This is a genomic window from Microcoleus sp. FACHB-SPT15 (genome assembly GCF_014849525.1).
Classification (GTDB): domain Bacteria; phylum Cyanobacteriota; class Cyanobacteriia; order Cyanobacteriales; family Coleofasciculaceae; genus Symplocastrum; species Symplocastrum torsivum.
This window is the reverse complement of record NZ_JACJNU010000008.1, coordinates 18,619-33,965: the sequence shown is the minus strand read 5'-3', so window position 1 is coordinate 33,965 and position 15,347 is coordinate 18,619. Positions and strand designations below refer to the sequence as shown.

Sequence of the window (15,347 nt, the reverse complement as noted above, 5' to 3'; positions counted from 1 at the left end):
TAGGATTGATAACGTCTTCTAACTAACAACTAACAACCAAAAACTAACAACTAACAACTACCTCAGGAGACAGTGTCATGGACTTGATGATTGAAGACTTAATGGAGCAGCTAATTGAGCTGGGCGGCTCAGATATGCATCTTCAAGCGGGTGCCCCCGTCTACTTCCGGATTAGCGGAAAACTCCAGCCAATTAGTGAAGATCCACTGACCGCTCAAGAGTGTCAGAAGCTGATTTTCAGTATGCTCAACAACACACAACGTAAGGATTTGGAGCAAAACTGGGAATTGGATTGTTCTTACGGGGTTAAAGGGTTGGCTCGCTTCCGCGTTAATGTTTACAAAGAGCGTGGTTACTATGCGGCGGCATTGAGAGCCTTGTCTTCTAAGATTCCTAACTTTGACCAGTTGGGACTGCCAGATATTGTTCGGGAAATGAGTGAACGACCCAGAGGCTTGGTCTTGGTGACAGGACCAACAGGTTCGGGTAAAACCACTACACTGGCGGCGATGGTTGACTTAATCAACCGCACACGAGGAGAACACATCCTGACGGTGGAAGACCCAATAGAATATGTATTCCCAAATGTCAAGAGCTTGATTCACCAACGTCAAAAGGGTGAAGACACAAAAAGCTTTGCTAATGCCCTGAAGTCAGCACTACGGGAAGACCCTGATGTGATTTTGGTTGGGGAAATGCGGGATTTGGATACAATTTCTCTTGCCATTTCTGCTGCTGAAACAGGTCACTTGGTAATGGGTACCCTCCATACCAGTTCAGCGGCTTCGACGGTAAACCGGATTATCGACGTGTTCCCGCCAGAACAACAACAACAAATCAATGCTCAGCTATCTAACTCGCTAATTGCGGTGTTTAGTCAAACCCTAGTGCCCAAGAAAAATCCGAAACCGGGTGAGTTTGGTCGGGTAATGGCTCAAGAAATCATGATTGTGACACCTGCGATCGCAAACCTCATCCGAGAAGGAAAAGTGGCTCAAATGTACTCCGCGATTCAAACGGGGATGAAGATGGGGATGCAGACGATGGAACAGTCTTTAGCTAATCTTGTTAGAACGGGTCAAATCTCATTTGAGATAGCGGCATCCAAGAGTTCTAAGCCCGACGAGTTGCAGCGTATTCTTGCGGGTTCAGCAAGTTCGGCTAATATCAGTGCCAGAGTTCCTGCTAAGCAGACTCGTTAGGTTTTCAGTTAGTTTTGAGTGTTACTAGGCTAGTGCAGCGGTATTAGTCCTGAGTCTTTAAGACTGAATAACACTCAAAATTAACAATGAAATTATTGTTTTATCCAGCTGCTTTACTTTCATCTAAACTCAAGCCATGCCTACCTTCATTGCTGAAGTTCGGGACGTCAGAGGAAACGCTAAGAAAGAAAAAATTGAAGCGACTTCTCCCGAACAAGCCCGTAGCATCCTCCAAAACCGCTATCCTATCGTCGGAAACATCAAGAAAAGCTTCGGCATTGACTTTGATGTAAAAGAATTCATGACAAGCTTTAGCTCTGTCACAATCAGAGATAAGGCTGTCTTTTCGCGCCAATTTGCTGCCATGGTCAATGCTGGGGTGGCTATGGTTCGCTGCCTTGGTGTCTTATCAGAACAGTGTCCTAAGCCAAAGCTGAAAAAAGCCCTAGTTGCCATTAGCGGTGAGGTGCAGCAGGGAACAAATCTCTCTGAGGCAATGCGTAAACACCCAGAGTGTTTTGACACCTTGTACGTTAGCATGGTTCAGGCTGGCGAGGTTGGGGGTGTCCTTGATGAGGTACTAAACCGATTAGCCAAAGTTCTTGAGGACATGGCACGGTTGAGAAACCAAGTCAAGTCAGCCTTGGCTTACCCTGTGGCAGTTGGAGTCATTGCGATTCTTGTCTTTTTCGCGATGACGGTGTTTTTAATCCCAATTTTTGCTGAGATTTTTGAGGAGTTGGGTGTAGAGTTGCCAGCTTTGACCCAATTTATGGTCAATATAAGCGAAATCCTCAGAAGCTGGAGAATCATTATTCCGATCGCCTTTGTCATCATTGTCAGCATCGCCTTCCGGTGGTATTACAAGACACCAATGGGTCGTTTACAAATCGATGGCTTTTTGCTGAAAATGCCGCTGTTTGGTGATTTGAATCAAAAAGCCGCAGTTGCTCGCTTTTGCCGAATTTTTGGGACGTTGACTCGTTCAGGAGTACCAATTCTCGGAGCATTAGATATTGTTCGCGATACCTCTGGCAACCAAGTCATTGCCAATGCTGTGGAGGCAGCGAAGCAAGATATTCAACAAGGTGGGATGATTAGTCTTGCCTTGCAACGAGATCAAGTGTTTCCACTCTTGGCAATTCAGATGATCAGCATTGGTGAAGAAACGGGTGAGTTGGATGCCATGCTGATGAAGGTAGCTGACTTCTATGAAGATGAAGTAGAGCAAGCTGTTAAAGCACTGACTAGCCTTATCGAACCAGTCATGATGGTTCTCTTGGCAGGGATGGTAGCTGTGATTCTGCTTTCCATGTATCTGCCTCTGTTTAAGGTCTATGATGCTTTGGGATAGAAGTCAAACGGCTTAAAGCAAGAGTAGGAAATTTTAAGTTCCTATGGCTTTTTAGGAGAGGGTTTTCATTGTTGATTCAGAGGTCTGAGGACGTGGAAACCCTCTATTTGTTTAGAAGTCATCTGTCTAATCCACTTTACTAGACTGTTAAGAAAAATTTAGTTAATTATCGCTTTTTAAATCTAGAAAAATGCCTATTAAGCAATCGGATTACGAAGCTAGCTTAGCGGAGTACAGCAATCATGAGGCAGCGATCGCACTGCTTAAGAAATATCGGCCGTATCTAGAGATGATTCCGAGTATGCGCCGACCTGACGAAAGCGTGATTACGATTCCCTTGCCGATTGTGCGTATCCGCAATCCTCAGCCACCAGGACATAACACTGCCAGTGGTCTTACTAGCTTACAGGGCGCTGTTTGCTTGCCCTGTGATGTTGCTATTTTGATGTGCGATCCGGAATGGAAAATTAAGATGGGGGTTGAGATTCTTGTCTTTATCCATCGCCCCCACGAGGACTTTTCCGACTTATTAAGTCGTTGGCGTCAAACACAAGTGCTGTTAGACAAAGACTACGAGTGGTTGATGCCTATCCGCTATCAACACGTACTTAGCGAGGGAGATAATCGCATTTATCCACTGTTTGTTGTATTTCCAGAGACTCCTCAACGCATTCAACGAGGCTTGTTGGGTGCAAGTCTACCTTTTATTGTGGAGATGCCAGAAATTATGGAGGAGGAAGAGTTAGGAACGTTGTCTCCTGAAAGTCCTCCGGCTTGATGGTTGGTTGTTGGTTCTTAGTTCTTGGTTGTTAGTTATTAGTAGTTAGTCGGCATTCTTCCTACTAACTACTAATGGCTAACTATTACTATCAGCTTTTGTTGATTTCTGCTACACTACTTGACAAACTGCGGCATTACTTCGGCAGCAGTAAATAAACCATAGATTCCGCGTTGGTGTAACGATACTCCAGCTTTGAGGTAGCCGAATGCGGGACCACAGACATTGGCTGCCATGCTGGTTCCATCACCAAGGGTAAAGGTATGAGTCGAAATTTTGCCCTCGAAGGTACGACCAGTCACTTGGACATTGGTACTAAGAGGTTTTTTGGCGTTGCGTGTATCAACAATACCACCAACAGTAACGCGATCGCGCGGACAAATTCCTGCCAATTCCAACATTACATCATCGGCGTGTTCCATATTCTCCAGGCTCAGGATGCCGTTCGTCTTTTCGAGTAAAGCTTCCACCTCAGCATCACTCATTGCCCTGGCACGTTCAACATCATAGCCAGGGAGGTGAGCAATATCCTCCCGGATTGTTGCCCGGTAAGCTTCCCAATTCGCAATCCCAACCCCAAAGGTAATTTTCACCTGATGAATCTCGGCATAACTTTGAGCGGCTAAAGCGGCGGCGGCTGTTAATAATCCTGGTGTCGCACCACAGCCTGTCATGTAGGTGATGCCTGCTGCTTGAAGTTCAGCTTGCAACTCCAACAACTGCTCAACTGCACTGGTACGCTTAAGGGCATCGACTAATACACCCTGCCATCCAGCTTGAATAAATTGTCGTGCTACAGATGCCATAAAGGTATTGGGCAAATTTGGCAAGGCTAAAAAATACCCATCAACAGACGCTTGTTCAATTAAGTCTGAAATACTGTGGTTGCTGAGAGTACCTGTTGGTTCTAGATAACCTAATGAACCCTGAGAGGCATAAGTCGCAATACAGGCATCGGGGTTTAATCCAGCCGCATTATAGGCATAGCCTTTTTGATCAGCGGCGGCTACCCAACTCATTTCATGCTTGGGGGCAAGAACTCTGGCGGCGGCTTGCCCTAACCCCCCAAAGCCCAGAACGCCTACCCGTACTGGCGTTGTTATTAGAGAATCAGCCGTTGTCACATTAGCTGGACTGGTGCTTTGCTTTTCACTCATAATGCCTGACTTCAATAAAATAGACTTTAATTATCTGAGTTCCTGGCTCTATAGATCAGCCTAAAGACACAAGTAAGCCTAAATTTGGATATGTATAGTTTTATTAACGCTTGATATTTAAGAAATACGACAGCTTGACGGCATCTTAAAGTTAAGAGAAACTACTTAAAGACTAGAGTATGATCCCCGCTATTTACTAAGTTTTGTTGAAATATGATTCGGAGTGAGGCGATTGCTCACGATTGATTACCTGTTTACTCGCCAATTAATTGGTTAGTAAACAGGTATGAAGGCTCCGCGCAAGCGATCGCTAAAATCACTATCCACCCGAAATTGAGGATTACCCAACAGTCAGCCATGAGCATGGAAACCTTGGAGTTTGTCATCTATCCAGATGGTCGAGTACAGGAAAAAGTTACTGGTATTGTTGGAGCCTCTTGTTCAGAGGTGACAGCAGCCATAGAAGCTCAATTGGGGCGAGTAGTCTCTCAAGAGCAGACATCAGAATATTTTGCCCAGCCGTTGAAGCAGTCAGCAACAGCAACCGCTCAAGCGACATTCAGCGATTGGTAAGTTTTTTTGTTCAATATAAAGTAAATTATTTCAAACTAAGATGTCACATTTCAGCAACATTAAAACACAAATCCGCAACGTTGTCTCTTTGCAAGCGGCTCTGTCAGACCTGGGAGCTGACTGGAAATCTGGTCCTCGCTCAGTTCGAGGATACCAAGGTCAGACCCGCACTGCCGAAGTCGTCATAGAACAAGACAATGACTATGACATTGGTTTTAGTTGGAATGGAAATGAATACGAACTCGTTGCCGACTTACAGTACTGGCAGCAGCCTTTGTCTGTCGATGGTTTCCTCAATCGTGTAACCCAGCGTTATGCCTACCACACGGTAATGCAAGAAACTGCTAAGCAAGGCTTTCAAGTTGCCGAACAACAACAAAATCAGGATGGTTCAATCCGCTTGGTAGTACAGCGCTGGAGTGCCTAATGTCTGACTCCTCATCGTCACTGGAGCGTTCGGGTCTAGAGCCAGAATTAGGAGGTATCTTCCGGGATGCTCCAGAGCGTTCAGGTTTGGAGCCAGAACTGGGAGGGATGTTACGGCAAAAGGGTATTTATGTTGATGAAATCACCTGTATTGGCTGTAAGCATTGCGCTCATGTTGCCCGCAATACATTTTATATCGAACCCGACTACGGGCGATCGCGTGTAGTTCAGCAGGATGGGGATTCAGAAGAGGTAATTCAAGAAGCAATAGACACCTGTCCAGTTGATTGCATTCATTGGGTTGATTACACCGAACTGAAACATCTTGAAGAAGAGCGGCAATATCAGGTAATTCCACTTGTCGGCTATCCACTTGACCCTAGTGTCGTTGCTACCCTAGCTCGACGTAAGAAGCTGAATAAACAGAATAAAAAGAAAAGCCATTATTAACGCTTAATACAAAAACGAAGGGTCTGTTTGGTACAGCTTCTCAGTTAGATAATCCTCAATGCTTAAGTGCAATTGGGGATTTGCTTTTATTTGAGAGGGTGGTGTTCGCTGAGTAGTTTCTCCACTCTTGCTTCATCGACTCTAGCTGTTAGTCTTTTGGCTTCGTGGTTGTCTCTAGTTGTTTTCGCCATGCTGATTGTAGAGCCAACCGTGAAAGCTAAACCCATTCCCATATAACCTTTTGCCCAATTATCCACAGGCAAGTTCAGAATACCAATACTCATAGCGCCAACAGACAGAACAAAAGAAGCCCAAGCTTGAACAACCCAACCTGTACTGTGAACTTGATTACTAACTGGTGACTGCATAATTCGTCTACCTCAACTGAAATCTTTAGTAGGTTATTCGCATCATATTGATCGCAATTTAGAGATAGAGGAGCAAATAGACAGTTTTTACAACTTGCACAAGGAACAGTTGTGGTGGTGCTTACGTCACCTGCGCCTCCCTGTTGACTGTCTTAGCTGTTTTTGAAGTCACGAAGGGTAGGCGATCGCTTTTTATTCATCTGACGTAAGCTCCGCAAACTCCCTACCAGCTTTGATCGAACCAGCAGAGTACTACTAATTGTGACTAAGCTCACAAAACACAACGATATATATCACCATTCCTTAGCACGTAACTCACACAAAAACAACAGTAATGTCACCCAAAAAATCGACTTGACTCACCTAAAAAGTGGGTAATTGTCACGGTGATTGTTTGTGTTCAATCACTCCTAACCGATCTAAAACGACTCATAGTAAGAGTATCGAGTTCTATGGAGTCCGATGTACGTTCAAGTTCGCCTCTTACCTGGTGCTATCTCCGATTTATTTGCTCATGTCAGCACTTCTGGAACAATTACACTAGCTGATAGATATGGGTTAATGGCTGCACTGCTAGAAGATTCCCTCACCCAAGAAGAGAGAGATGCAATTGATCGCTTATTGCGTGCCTTGCGTCGGGGACGGATGAAGGTAGTCAGTGATATTTCTGCTTTAGCTTGAAGCTTTCAACATCTTCCTTTCAAGCAACATTTTGTTACGATTCTCAACTCCAAGCCTTATTTCGTTGACTGTTCGCTGGGTAAATGGGAGTGTCAACAGTCAGCAAGAACCAGTAGAGTATGCAAGTTAAATTTGTTGTCGCTGATCAACCAGGATTGGAATCGTTTTCCATCCAGCGACGAGTCCCAAAGAATTCACAAGAACGAGAGGCAATTTTTGTTGCAGCGTTTAGGGCATCGGTAAAGTTTTGCTCTAGGATGTAGTGACAGAAAGCACCGTGGAAGATGTCACCCGCCCCCATCGTATCAACGGCATTAATCGGGGGTACTGGCAACTCACCTGATACACCATCGCTGAGATACTGGATTGGTTTTTCGCCTTGGGTGATGGCAATGTGGGGAATCCCTATAGCGGCAAGATAAGCAATGACTTCCTCACAAGTAGTACAACCTGGTGGATAGAAATTAGCCGAGCAAATTGCATAATCCACAAATGGCAATATTTCTTCAAATCCAGGCTTCCAGCTACCCCCATCAATGACAATTGGAATATTATTATCTTTTGCAATTTGAGCGATCGCAAATCCAACCAGCATTTGATGACCATCAATCATCACTAAATCGACAACATCTAAGCCAATAGTTGTAGGCAGTTGTTCAGGGCTAATTTGTATCCTAGTAGCATTGAGTGAGATCACGGCGCGATCACCAGTGGTTTCGGTAACGATAATAGAAGAAACGGGTGGCGGTTCAACGGTAGTGGGGGCAAGATCAGCAACAGTCACTCCATACTTTTCTAAATCACCTCGAATTAGGTATGTGATTGGGTGAATGCCAACGACACCGAGTAGTGTTGTTTGATTACCCAGGTAACTAAACGTGACTGCCGCATTCGTGGCTGGTCCACCAGCGGTAACAGTGTAGTCAGAAGCAACAGTTTTTTGATTGTTATCCGGAAGCTTTTCGCTTAGATAAACCAGATCTAACGTTACCATTCCCACAAAAAGTCCCTTTTTTGCCATCGACTCTCTCCAGTTCAGGCTAATGCTGAAAATTTTAGAGTTTAAATTGTAAGTTTTGGTTCGACCTGCGTTGCCCCTTGGAGGGAAGATAATATGGACACATTAGGCATATTGTTTGTTATCCGCTCTTAAGGAGCAGTAACAACTCATGCTGGAACCTGTAAAAAATTTCTTTTCCTCAAACTCTTTCATCCCCCATGGTCACTGCTACCTGTGGAAGCCACAACTTGTCTGGTTGCACGTAGCTTCAGACTCACTAATTGGGTTAGCGTATTTTTCAATTCCAATTATGCTAATCTACTTCGTCCACAAGCGACGGGATATGCCCTTTCAAGGAATCTTTCTAATGTTTGGGGCGTTCATCATTTCTTGTGGAACAAGTCATCTGATGGCAGTTTGGACACTCTGGCATCCGGACTATTGGCTTTCTGGAGGAATTAAGCTAACTACAGCATTAATTTCCTTGTACACAGCTATAGAACTATTTGGCTTAATTCCTCAAGCTTTAGCGCTGCCTAGCCCTGCTCAATTAGAAGCAACTAATCAAAAACTCGCTCAGGAAATTAGCGCTAGCGAAGCCGCCGTAAGGCATCGCATCTTGGCTGAAGCCGCACTTAAACAAAGCGAAACCCGCTTTCGTTTAGTCTTTGAGGATGCGGCGACTGGAATTGTACTGGCGAATGTTTCCGGAGAACTGATGGCAACAAACCCAGCCTTCCGCAAGATGTTGGGCTACAGTGAGAACGAATTGAGTAAGATGCGTTTTACTCAATTCACCCATTCAGACTTTATCTCAACTGAAGCGGAGCTTTATCGAGAGATGGTCGAGGGTCTTCGCGACTTCTACCAGCTAGAAAAGATTTATATCACCAAACAGAAGCAGATGGTGTGGGGTCATCTTACTGTTTCTTTGGTGCGTGATGCCGAAGAAAATCCCCAATTCTGCATTGCCATGGTAGAAAATATCACAGAGCGCAAGCAGTCAGATACAGCGCTACGACACTACCAAGAACACTTAGAAGAACTAGTGGGAGCGCGAACGGCTGAACTGACAAGGGTAAATGAGCAACTCTCCTGGCAAGCAAGCCACGATGCTCTCACCGATTTAGTGAATCGCCGTGAATTTGAGAAGTGCTTAGAGAGAGCTGTTAGTACGGCGAGGGCTTCCGCTCAGGAATGCACACTTTGTTACATGGACTTAGATCACTTCAAAATTGTTAATGATACCTGTGGTCATCTGGCTGGTGATGAACTGCTACGCCAAATCAGCAGCTTACTGCAAAATCGGTGCCGCAAATCGGATACTTTAGCTCGCTTAGGCGGTGATGAATTTGGGTTGCTACTTTATCAATGCTCTTTAGAGGAAGCCACACGAGTTGTTCAGAAACTGCACAAGTCTATTCAAGAGTTCCGATTTGTGTGGCAAGACCAAACCTTTACCCTTGGTATTAGTATTGGGCTGGTATCAATCAACGACTGCCGTTTAAATCCAGAAAATATTCTAAATGCAGCGGATACGGCTTGCTACTCTGCAAAAAAGCAAGGGCGCAATCAAGTACATGTCTACCGAGTAGATGAGCGAGAACTGCAAGAACAACAGCCAAAATTTTCATGAAATTAGGAACGCTTTATGTTGTAGGGACACCGATTGGCAACCTGGAAGATATGACCTTTCGGGCGGTACGGATTTTGCAATCGGTAGATGCGATCGCAGCAGAAGATACACGCCATACAGGAAAACTATTGCAGCATTTTCAGATCAATACACCTCAGTTGAGCTATCACGAACACAATCGCGCTCAACGTCTTCCAGAGTTACTGAGTCAACTGCATGAGGGAAAAGCGATCGCGTTGGTTACGGATGCTGGAGTACCGGGAATCTCTGACCCTGGCTATGAGTTGGTTAAAGCTTGTAATGAAGCCGGGATAACAGTCGTACCCATTCCTGGGGCTACGGCTGCCATCACAGCACTCAGCGCGGCAGGATTACCAACAGACAGATTTGTGTTTGAAGGCTTTTTACCTGCAAGTGGTCAGGAGCGGCGAACACGTCTAGAATCTCTGGAAGCAGAATCTAGAACTTTAGTTTTTTACGAATCTCCTCATCGCTTACGAAAAAGCCTGCAAGATTTGGCAGACCATTTCGGAAAAGACCGTCAGATCGTTTTGGCACGAGAGTTAACGAAATTGTATGAAGAGTTCTGGCGAGGCACAATTGAGGATGCGATCGCTCACTATACCCAGCGTGAACCCAAGGGAGAATTTACTTTAGTTGTTGCGGGCGCTCAAGTTGTGACAACAGTGCTATCAGAAGATGCTCTAAAAGCAGAGTTGCAACAGATAATGGCTCAGGGAGTATCGCGATCGCAAGCATCGCGCCAGTTAGCGCAAGTCACCAAACTCCCTCGCCGTCAACTCTATCAGTTAGCCTTAGCTATTCCTGATCAGGCTCTACCGGAAGTGAATACTTTAGATGAGAGTGGGGAGTAGGGAATTGGGAATTGAGAATTGGGAGAAGAAAACCAATGATGAGTCAACTTAAAATCAAATTTACAATTAGTGCGTTGCTCTTACTCATGGGTTGTGGTGAGGCAAAGCCTCCGTCAACGCAAACTCCAGAGACATCTCCTCCACCCGTCACTACCACTACACCCCAAACTACCAATTCTTCCCCAGTTGAGAGTCCAACTGTAGCGACTTCTCCCAGCAGCAACACGCCTCAGGGCACAACAGCAGTAGCCCCTAATTCAACTGCACCTAATCAAACCAAGCTTATTTCAGCAGAGGGGATTGGTGAAGCGAAGGTAGGGATGACGTTCGGGGAACTCAAAAAGCGACTCGGAACGAAGGCGCAGTTTCAGGTGAAGTCACCCTTTATTGTTGATTTTGATGCGATCGCTATTGTGCAATCTGGGCAAACGCAATATTACATTCTTTACCCAGCCGGAGTACCTTTAAGTGACTCCGATATCATTGAAGCGCTAGTCACAGATAATCCCAACTATCGAACAGCCCAAGGTATTGGTTCCGGAACCCCAATTACGCAAGCCGAGGCAGTTTACGGAGAGGCAACCTTATCGTACAGCACGGTTAATGAGTCGAGAGAATACGTCAAGTTTGCCAAAGACCCTTCAGAAGCGATCGCTTTCCGGGTTGCTGCACCTAAAGGACAGCAATTTGCCGGAAATTATCCCTCCTCCACAGCAGAATTAAAGGAAACAAAAGACTTTCAAAAACCAGCATCTATCGGCTTTGTTGAAGTTTATTGTAGACAAAACTGCCCTCTTCCTTCACCAAACTAATAGAAGCCGAAAGCTGTCAGCTATCAGCCATCAGCTTTTTTGTTTTTCTAACTCCAACGTGGTTTCACAGCTTTTAGCTCTACCTCAGCACCTCATTTAACTGAGAACTGCTATATTCTTTAAATTTATGCTATTTGAACCTATTTGAACACATCACTAGAAAACATTTCTGTCAAGGTACGCAGATAAGGTATGAAGGCTGCCATATCGTCTGGAGATAGGCGATCATGCATATCCCAACCTAGAGTTTTTATCATGTCTTGCACTAATCTCCAGCTCACGCGCAGACGAGGATATAGCATTACGCATAAGGGAAAGAGTTCTCGCTGCACCGAGTGAATATCATCCTCTAACACGCATAGGCACAGATAAACCTGAAACATCTCAACATCCCGAATGCTAGCTGTCTTGACTGTGATGCTATTTAGAGACCCACTGTAACTTGCGTATTTGGGATGTTGACGGCATATCTGTTGACAAACCGAGACAGCAATTTTACTACTAACAGGTAGAAGATGCTGAACGGCACTTAGCGCTGGAGAATCAAAGGAATGGTTCGCCGCAGCTTCGTATGCCGCCTGTAGGGGCATATACATGTGGTCATCCATTACCTTCAAGTAAGGTATCCACAGCGCTTGCTCTGCGGGGGAAAGCCACTTCAGCAACATCTGACCTGTGTAGTGGAACTGCATACTGACGAAGCCAATTGCACGGCGGTCAACACTTGTATATTTTTGCCGTACCTGACCAAAGTCTTTACTCACAACCACAGACAATCGTCTTGGTGTTGTGTGTTCTGAATAAGCCGCCAAAGCTTTTTGAAATAGGTGACGGGTATCTGCAGCAATCTGTAAGGGATTGATCAAGTTTGGGTCAATACCGTGACGACGAATCTCTTCTGAGAGCAGCGTTTCCGTCAAAGACCAAGCTTGAGCGCTAGCCAATGTTAAGTTTTGCCTCAGCTTATCAGACGTGCGCTCTCGACCTTCTTTAGATGTAACCTCTTTGAGATTTTCATCTTTTTCAATCGATGCCTGCTCCTCCATACCTGTAACGGAAACATAATATTTCCGTGCCCAAAGAGCAGCAAGAGAATGCACGTTTGATTTTGACGACTGAGGGGCTGAAATCTCAGGAGAGTGAGATGCGGACACGGCGGATGCTAATTGGTGAGTCATATAAAACATCCCGCTAGAAACCCAGTTTCTTATAGGGAATATGGGAGGAAAGCGGGGCGGGTGATGTCGCTTCCTTTATAGATAACTGTAGATAAATTGGTTCTAGTTCTTAGGGATATAGGTTAGGAACTAGGTAAAATGCGCTTGTGTTAGATGTCTTCCCTAGAAAGGGATCTGCTTTGGCTTGGCTGGATGACCCTGTATGAAAAGAAACGATAGCATATTAGTACTTTTACCTATTTTACTTATTTCTAAGTAAAAAGATTTACGAATATTAAAATAACTAAAGATTTCTCAGAATTCTCCTGAGTGATTTGACCAAAATGCCTTCTGCTCTGTCACAAGAGTGTAGAGTCCCAAAAGCTGTACATTCATTGATTAGCGTGCCCATTGTTGCAAGATGTAGGCATAGTATTGTTCTTTCTTTACCTTATTCATCGCTTGAATTACTCTACCGCCAGACTTAACTTGGGTTCGTCCCTGACTCTTGCCGCTTGTCACAATTACGGTTTCCCAATCGCGCAGTTCATAAAACTCTGGATGACCTAGATAGGCGGTAGCCAGAACATCCCAGAAGTAATAATCTTGCGTTGTCACAAGTGCATAACATTGCCCTGCGAAATCTGAGAGAGGATATCGACGTTGTTTTGTTAGTTGACGGACAAATTCTGTTGTTACTGGCACCGTGTTGGTGATATCCAAGGGACACAGCACAATTGGAATCTGTGTCTGCCACACCCGGTAAGCAGCAAGAGGGTCCCAGTAAACATTCCATTCTGCTGAACCATCCTGACCTGGCTCGATGTCTAGAGCAATGTTGCCAGGAACATTAATCGCACCACCCATCCAAATAATCTGTTTGATTTTGGCTTCAATCCCCTTGGCTAGATCAAGAGCAGAAGCTACGGTTGTCAAGGGACCCGTCACAAGCAATGTTACTGGTTCAGGTGCTTCCATCAGCACACGCACCATAAATTCTTGACCGGATTGGGTCAACAGAGGTGTCTGAATCTCTTCGGATTCGTTAAGGATGGGGAGATTATCAACGATAAAGGAATCGCGGCGGTAGAGGGTGGGAAAAGGATTGATACCCCGCACGGTACTCTCTGCAACGGGGATGTCTGAACGCCCGACCAAATCCAAAATCTTGCGTGTGACGCTTACAGCAGGTTGGATGTAGCAATCGGCAGGAGTAACAACAAGACCAATCGGCTGGATGTGTTCCATCGTCAGCAGCAGCAGTAGGGCTAGATAATCATCTACACCGCCATCGTGATCCATTAGCACTAGCTGTTTCGTCATAGATGTCTGCCTAACCTAAAATTATTAATCAGTTCTTTTACAATTTTTAATAATAAATCTAATAATTAAACGTCCATGTACCTAACTTATTTCGGAGCAAATAGCTGGCTAGTTGAACTGGGGTTGCAACGGATACTGATTGACCCTTGGCTAGTTGGTTCGTTGGTTTTTGGCAATCTAGGTTGGTTGTTTAAAGGTGAGCGATCGCAACCACTAGCGTCTCTACCCGATAAGATTGACTTGATTATTCTCTCTCAAGGTTTAGAAGACCATGCTCACCGACCCACATTAGAGCAACTAAACCGGACAATCCCTGTTGTTGCTTCTCCCAGCGCGGCTAAGGTAGTGGAACAGTTAGGCTATACCCAAGTAACCCGTCTTAGCCCTGGTCAGACATTCACTCTAGCTAATCAACTCGAAATTCGAGCGTTACCAGGAGCACCGATTGGACTACAGGTAGAAAACAGCTATCTCCTGAAGCATTTGGATAGCGCGACAACGCTCTATTACGAACCACATGGTTTTCCTCCGGCTGAGTTAAAAAAATATGCACCTGTGGATGTTGTCATTAGTCCTGTGGTGAGTTTAGAGCTACCGCTAGCTGGAGCAATTATTAAGGGCAGTAAAACGGCTTTGCAGCTCGCTCAATGGCTGGAACCACAAGTTTTTCTTCCCACGGCAGCGGGTGGTGATGTGAAGTATGAAGGATTAGTGAATTCTTTGCTGCGTACTGTTGGGAGTGTGGATGAATTGCGATCGCAACTGGCTCTACACAACCTGCAAACCCAGGTAATTGACCCTCAACCTGGAGAACCGATCAACTTAGAACTCTTGCATCGGGTTTCTTAAAATAAACTCCAGTCACACTTTACAAAGTATGTTGTAACAGCGTGATGTTGCTTAAGTCTAGTAATCCTGACTGGGACAATATTCTTAATTTTTAAGGGGAACAGCTGAACCAAAGTGCAGAACTGCCTTATTTTGCATTATTAGGAAATAGTTTTTCCTCTTAAATAAAGCCTCAATAGTACTAAGGTATTAAGATTAAATGATTGATTGAGCAGCGAATGCTCAGTAACCTTCTGCCTCTTTAGTTAGAAAACATTTAAAACTATCTAATATTTCTCTACCTTTCGATTATTCCCTCTGATAGAGGTGCCTAGCTTCTTGACGTTGATATTCTAGGTGCATAAAGAGAAAAGAAAACGTTGATAAAAAGGAAGAAGAAGATATGGGTATTATTGCTTGGATTATTTTAGGTTTAATTGCAGGTGCGATCGCCAAAGCCATTTATCCCGGTAACCAAGGTGGCGGTATCCTTGCCACGATGGCTCTTGGTATTGTCGGTGCCTTACTTGGTGGTTGGCTGGGTAGCGCTCTAGGTATAGGAGGAGCATCAGCCGCTTCAGCAGGAGCCTTATCGATACCTGGTATTATCTTTGCGGTTCTAGGTGCAATGATCGTTATCTTCATCTGGGGCTTAGTAACCAGACGAGCTGCATAAATCACTCAAAAAGCTTTGTTCTAAACATAAACGAGAAAAAAACGTTAATCA

The 15,347-nt window shown here is 44.9% G+C and carries 17 protein-coding genes; 12 read left to right on the top strand and 5 right to left on the bottom strand.

Annotation, left to right across the window (positions count from 1 at the left end; genetic code table 11):
• Positions 1-77: 77 nt before the first annotated feature.
• The 3 genes from H6F98_RS03845 (at position 78) to H6F98_RS03835 (ending at position 3,334) form a co-directional block, all read left to right on the top strand.
• Entirely contained in the window at positions 78-1,202 is a 1,125-nt protein-coding gene (locus H6F98_RS03845; protein ID WP_192217362.1) for a type IV pilus twitching motility protein PilT, read from the top strand.
• A 136-nt stretch (positions 1,203-1,338) separates the two neighbouring features.
• A complete protein-coding gene (locus tag H6F98_RS03840) occupies positions 1,339-2,556 on the top strand; it encodes a type II secretion system F family protein (RefSeq protein WP_192217361.1) in 1,218 nt (405 codons plus the stop codon).
• 190 nt (positions 2,557-2,746) lie between these two features.
• Positions 2,747-3,334, top strand: coding sequence for a hypothetical protein (locus tag H6F98_RS03835; RefSeq protein WP_192217360.1), 588 nt, complete (start codon positions 2,747-2,749; stop codon positions 3,332-3,334).
• 116 nt (positions 3,335-3,450) lie between these two features.
• Here H6F98_RS03835 and H6F98_RS03830 read toward each other — a convergent pair whose 3' ends face one another.
• Positions 3,451-4,491 (bottom strand): saccharopine dehydrogenase-like oxidoreductase, encoded by a 1,041-nt coding sequence (locus tag H6F98_RS03830; protein WP_192217359.1) that lies wholly within the window; start codon positions 4,489-4,491, stop codon positions 3,451-3,453.
• A 363-nt stretch (positions 4,492-4,854) separates the two neighbouring features.
• On the opposite strand from H6F98_RS03830, the gene H6F98_RS03825 reads away from it, so the two are divergent.
• The 3 genes from H6F98_RS03825 to H6F98_RS03815 are packed head-to-tail and all read left to right on the top strand — an operon-like array spanning position 4,855 to position 5,940.
• Positions 4,855-5,064, top strand: coding sequence for a DUF2997 domain-containing protein (locus H6F98_RS03825; RefSeq protein ID WP_199348288.1), 210 nt, complete (start codon positions 4,855-4,857; stop codon positions 5,062-5,064).
• A 40-nt stretch (positions 5,065-5,104) separates the two neighbouring features.
• Positions 5,105-5,491, top strand: coding sequence for a DUF1257 domain-containing protein (locus tag H6F98_RS03820; protein WP_192217357.1), 387 nt, complete (start codon positions 5,105-5,107; stop codon positions 5,489-5,491).
• Positions 5,491-5,940, top strand: coding sequence for a ferredoxin (locus H6F98_RS03815; protein ID WP_192217356.1), 450 nt, complete (start codon positions 5,491-5,493; stop codon positions 5,938-5,940). The genes H6F98_RS03820 and H6F98_RS03815 overlap by 1 nt, the downstream gene beginning before the upstream one ends.
• 86 nt (positions 5,941-6,026) lie before the next feature.
• Here the strand turns inward: H6F98_RS03815 and H6F98_RS03810 are convergent, their stop codons facing one another.
• Positions 6,027-6,308: a YiaA/YiaB family inner membrane protein gene (locus H6F98_RS03810; RefSeq protein ID WP_192217355.1), complete on the bottom strand. Its 282-nt coding sequence runs from the start codon at positions 6,306-6,308 to the stop codon at positions 6,027-6,029.
• Between the two features lie 462 nt (positions 6,309-6,770).
• On the opposite strand from H6F98_RS03810, the gene H6F98_RS03805 reads away from it, so the two are divergent.
• The gene (locus H6F98_RS03805) at positions 6,771-6,989 is read left to right on the top strand and encodes a hypothetical protein (RefSeq protein ID WP_192217354.1); all 219 of its coding nucleotides are present in this window, start codon (positions 6,771-6,773) and stop codon (positions 6,987-6,989) included.
• A gap of 145 nt (positions 6,990-7,134) precedes the next feature.
• On the opposite strand, the gene H6F98_RS03800 is transcribed toward H6F98_RS03805, so the two are convergent.
• Positions 7,135-8,010 (bottom strand): sugar kinase, encoded by an 876-nt coding sequence (locus tag H6F98_RS03800; protein WP_192217353.1) that lies wholly within the window; start codon positions 8,008-8,010, stop codon positions 7,135-7,137.
• A 148-nt stretch (positions 8,011-8,158) separates the two neighbouring features.
• On the opposite strand from H6F98_RS03800, the gene H6F98_RS33275 reads away from it, so the two are divergent.
• Genes H6F98_RS33275 through H6F98_RS33270 form a run of 3 tightly spaced genes read left to right on the top strand, consistent with a single transcriptional unit; the run spans position 8,159 to position 11,312 of the window.
• Positions 8,159-9,625 (top strand): GGDEF domain-containing protein, encoded by a 1,467-nt coding sequence (locus tag H6F98_RS33275; RefSeq protein WP_242058340.1) that lies wholly within the window; start codon positions 8,159-8,161, stop codon positions 9,623-9,625.
• A complete protein-coding gene (rsmI, locus tag H6F98_RS03790; RefSeq protein ID WP_192217352.1) occupies positions 9,622-10,500 on the top strand; it encodes a 16S rRNA (cytidine(1402)-2'-O)-methyltransferase in 879 nt (292 codons plus the stop codon). The genes H6F98_RS33275 and rsmI overlap by 4 nt, the downstream gene beginning before the upstream one ends.
• A gap of 35 nt (positions 10,501-10,535) precedes the next feature.
• A complete protein-coding gene (locus H6F98_RS33270; protein WP_242058338.1) occupies positions 10,536-11,312 on the top strand; it encodes a hypothetical protein in 777 nt (258 codons plus the stop codon).
• A gap of 140 nt (positions 11,313-11,452) precedes the next feature.
• On the opposite strand, the gene H6F98_RS03780 is transcribed toward H6F98_RS33270, so the two are convergent.
• Both H6F98_RS03780 and H6F98_RS03775 read right to left on the bottom strand, forming a co-directional pair.
• On the bottom strand, positions 11,453-12,490 hold the full coding sequence (locus H6F98_RS03780) for a hypothetical protein (RefSeq protein WP_242058336.1): 1,038 nt from the start codon (positions 12,488-12,490) through the stop codon (positions 11,453-11,455).
• A 378-nt stretch (positions 12,491-12,868) separates the two neighbouring features.
• Complete coding sequence (locus H6F98_RS03775) at positions 12,869-13,792, bottom strand: nucleoside hydrolase (RefSeq protein ID WP_192217350.1); 924 nt, start codon at positions 13,790-13,792, stop codon at positions 12,869-12,871.
• A gap of 75 nt (positions 13,793-13,867) precedes the next feature.
• On the opposite strand from H6F98_RS03775, the gene H6F98_RS03770 reads away from it, so the two are divergent.
• Entirely contained in the window at positions 13,868-14,641 is a 774-nt protein-coding gene (locus H6F98_RS03770) for an MBL fold metallo-hydrolase (RefSeq protein WP_192217349.1), read from the top strand.
• Between the two features lie 382 nt (positions 14,642-15,023).
• Positions 15,024-15,296, top strand: a complete 273-nt coding sequence (locus H6F98_RS03765) for a GlsB/YeaQ/YmgE family stress response membrane protein (RefSeq protein ID WP_192217348.1) — start codon at positions 15,024-15,026, stop codon at positions 15,294-15,296.
• The last annotated feature ends 51 nt before the right edge of the window (positions 15,297-15,347 follow it).

Coding starts and splice junctions, on each gene's coding strand:
- H6F98_RS03845 (WP_192217362.1), top strand. CDS start 78: ATGGACTTGATGATTGAAGACTTAATGGAGCAGCTAATTGAGCTGGGC.
- H6F98_RS03840 (WP_192217361.1), top strand. CDS start 1,339: ATGCCTACCTTCATTGCTGAAGTTCGGGACGTCAGAGGAAACGCTAAG.
- H6F98_RS03835 (WP_192217360.1), top strand. CDS start 2,747: ATGCCTATTAAGCAATCGGATTACGAAGCTAGCTTAGCGGAGTACAGC.
- H6F98_RS03830 (WP_192217359.1), bottom strand. CDS start 4,491: ATGAGTGAAAAGCAAAGCACCAGTCCAGCTAATGTGACAACGGCTGAT.
- H6F98_RS03825 (WP_199348288.1), top strand. CDS start 4,855: ATGGAAACCTTGGAGTTTGTCATCTATCCAGATGGTCGAGTACAGGAA.
- H6F98_RS03820 (WP_192217357.1), top strand. CDS start 5,105: ATGTCACATTTCAGCAACATTAAAACACAAATCCGCAACGTTGTCTCT.
- H6F98_RS03815 (WP_192217356.1), top strand. CDS start 5,491: ATGTCTGACTCCTCATCGTCACTGGAGCGTTCGGGTCTAGAGCCAGAA.
- H6F98_RS03810 (WP_192217355.1), bottom strand. CDS start 6,308: ATGCAGTCACCAGTTAGTAATCAAGTTCACAGTACAGGTTGGGTTGTT.
- H6F98_RS03805 (WP_192217354.1), top strand. CDS start 6,771: ATGTACGTTCAAGTTCGCCTCTTACCTGGTGCTATCTCCGATTTATTT.
- H6F98_RS03800 (WP_192217353.1), bottom strand. CDS start 8,010: ATGGCAAAAAAGGGACTTTTTGTGGGAATGGTAACGTTAGATCTGGTT.
- H6F98_RS33275 (WP_242058340.1), top strand. CDS start 8,159: ATGCTGGAACCTGTAAAAAATTTCTTTTCCTCAAACTCTTTCATCCCC.
- rsmI (WP_192217352.1), top strand. CDS start 9,622: ATGAAATTAGGAACGCTTTATGTTGTAGGGACACCGATTGGCAACCTG.
- H6F98_RS33270 (WP_242058338.1), top strand. CDS start 10,536: ATGATGAGTCAACTTAAAATCAAATTTACAATTAGTGCGTTGCTCTTA.
- H6F98_RS03780 (WP_242058336.1), bottom strand. CDS start 12,490: ATGACTCACCAATTAGCATCCGCCGTGTCCGCATCTCACTCTCCTGAG.
- H6F98_RS03775 (WP_192217350.1), bottom strand. CDS start 13,792: ATGACGAAACAGCTAGTGCTAATGGATCACGATGGCGGTGTAGATGAT.
- H6F98_RS03770 (WP_192217349.1), top strand. CDS start 13,868: ATGTACCTAACTTATTTCGGAGCAAATAGCTGGCTAGTTGAACTGGGG.
- H6F98_RS03765 (WP_192217348.1), top strand. CDS start 15,024: ATGGGTATTATTGCTTGGATTATTTTAGGTTTAATTGCAGGTGCGATC.